The 2,322-nt window shown below is 57.9% G+C and carries 3 protein-coding genes; 1 reads left to right on the top strand and 2 read right to left on the bottom strand.

Annotated features, from left to right (window positions below; genetic code table 11):
• Positions 1-164 precede the first annotated feature (164 nt).
• Both ACXJ5O_RS24765 and ACXJ5O_RS24760 read right to left on the bottom strand, forming a co-directional pair.
• On the bottom strand, positions 165-407 hold the full coding sequence (locus ACXJ5O_RS24765; protein WP_457302220.1) for a hypothetical protein: 243 nt from the start codon (positions 405-407) through the stop codon (positions 165-167).
• A gap of 28 nt (positions 408-435) precedes the next feature.
• On the bottom strand, positions 436-1,206 hold the full coding sequence (locus ACXJ5O_RS24760) for an alpha/beta hydrolase (RefSeq protein ID WP_457302219.1): 771 nt from the start codon (positions 1,204-1,206) through the stop codon (positions 436-438).
• 217 nt (positions 1,207-1,423) lie between these two features.
• Between ACXJ5O_RS24760 and ACXJ5O_RS24755 the strand changes: the two genes are divergently transcribed.
• The coding region (locus ACXJ5O_RS24755; RefSeq protein ID WP_457302218.1) for a cupin domain-containing protein at positions 1,424-2,322 on the top strand (899 nt) is incomplete at its 3' end.

Raw genomic sequence — 2,322 nt, 5'->3', positions numbered from 1 at the left:
ATCCCGCTTGGCTCCACCATAACCTTTTCAGTCACTTACAGAATTGCATATCCCTTTGAATCTCCAACGCGCTGTTAAAAAAACCGGCATCTGGGGAAACACAGGGGAAACGCTAAGCGACCTCAGTGCCTACCTGCGAACCGTGGACCGCCTTAGAAAGTGTACTATACTCGACGTCGAGCTCCGCTCTTGGATTCAAAATTCGGCTGGGAAAAGTCGTTCAAGTGATCCACGGCTTTCTCGACCGCCGGCAGAACGGTTTCCAGGCGCGCTGAGACGATGCGCACTCCAGGCAGCAGTAGGATATTGTCGGCGCGAAGGGCTTTGCTCAGTTCGTCCTTTTTGAGTCGAATCTTCTTCTCGTAGTGATCTTCGACTCTATCCAACGCTTCGTTCAGCACCTTCATATACGCCTGCTTCTGGTTTTCGTCCGTGTTACTCCACGAGCGCGGCCTTTTCGATTGCCGCGGCAACATCCTTCGCATGAACGACGAGGGAGGCATGGCTGCCAGCGACTTCCGTCGTGTGAGCATGCATTCTGGCTGCAAACATTTTCTGGGTCTCCGGTGCGATTACCTTGTCCTTCGTGCTGACCACGTAGAATGTCGGCTTGTCGTGCCAAGCTGCCGTATCGACAGGAGCCTCGAACGCTGTGTGGTTCAACGGGAGCTGATGGTTTGCCAAGGATACGGCGATCTCCGAAGGAAGGTCAGCCGCGACTGCCGAAGGAAATACTTTGGGATCGATGTAAAGGTCGCCCTTTTCGTCGGGATGAATGGCCGCGCCGCCTTCGGTTGCCGGACCGCTCGTGGCTAACATCGCCAAGGATTGTCCCACGTCGGGCGCGAATGCGGAGACATAGACGAGGGCCGAGACTTTGGGATCGTCACCTGCTTGCGTGATGACGACGCCGCCCCAGGAGTGGCCAACGAGAACGGTCTTGCCGTTCTGTTTCGCAAGCGCCTGTTTGGTTGCGTCGACATCCGCTGCGAGGGAGGTGAGCGGGTTTTCGACGAGCGTTACGTTGTAGCCCTTTTTCGTGAGAATATCGGCAACCGGCTTCCAGCTCGTCTGGTCGACGAATGCGCCATGGACGAGCACAATATTATGAGCCGCCCCCTTGGGCAGTTGAGCCGATTTGGCGGGGGCGGCAAATGTTGCTCCGGCCATAAGGATGGTGGCGACTGAGAGTAAAAGATTTCGCATTGATTGCTCCTGTTAGATGACGGACGACGAGGGGGTCCGGGGGAAGGGCAGGCGTGTCGGCAAAGTCGGGGTTTTTCCATCTGCTGTTTTGAACAAATGGTTTGCCGCGGCCTGTTGGCTCGCCTTAAGATGAAATAGTACGTGGGGTTCTCGGACGTTAGGCCCCGATCGTCCGAATATTGTGTCCAACCGTCCGTCGTGTTAGTGTGTCGGGACGATGGACATCCTCGCTCAAGTGCTCGATCGCGTCCGCCTCGGCGGGTCTCTGCTCTTCCACTTCGAGCTCGGTCATCCATGGAACCTGGCATTACCAGCGCGCCCCTACGCCCTTTTCCATTATCTCAGTCGTGGCTCAGCTACCCTCGCGCTTGAACAGGGGCGAGAGCTCCGCTTGACCGAGGGCGACTTTGTTGTAGTGACACGTGGCGAGCCCCACGTGATTTATTCAGACCGCCGGACGAAACCGCTACCGGTTCTGGACCTCGATAGATTGGCCGGACGTCTTGGCGTCGTTCGTCACGGAGGCAGCGCGCAGCCGCTCTCGACGATGATCTGTGGCAATTTCACTGTGGCGCGGCCCTCCCGCGGTAGCGTGTTGGAACTACTTCCGCCCGTGCTTCTCCTGAAGCCCATGGCGGACAGTGGATGGCTCGAGGCGATCCTACAACGCATGGTGAGCGAGGCGGCGCTTGAGCGTCCCGGCCAAGGCGTCGCGCTCTCACGACTGACAGAAGTGCTCTTCGTCGAAGTGTTGCGAAGCTGGATCAAATCTCTCGGTCCAGGAGAAGGCGGGTGGTTGGGAGCGATGGCGGACCCGCACATAGGACCAGCCCTTCAGTTGATTCACGATCGCCCGGATCGGCCCTGGACCCTTGGCGATCTCGGACACAGCGTGGGGCTTGGTCGTTCGGCGTTTTCGGCTCGCTTCACCAAGCTTGTTGGCGAGTCCATGTACCGCTATTTGATCGCGCGCCGAATGTCGGAGGCTGCGTTTCTACTCGAAACAAGTGACGAGGGGATTGCACGCATTGCGACCCGTGTCGGCTACGAGACCGCGACTGCGTTTTCCAAGCTCTTTCATCGGCATCATGGCCTATCGCCTGGCCGTTACAGAGC

The sequence above is a fragment of the Phyllobacterium sp. P5_D12 genome (assembly GCF_054049495.1).
Note: the sequence above shows the minus strand (reverse complement) of the source record. Positions and strands in the feature narration are given on the sequence as shown.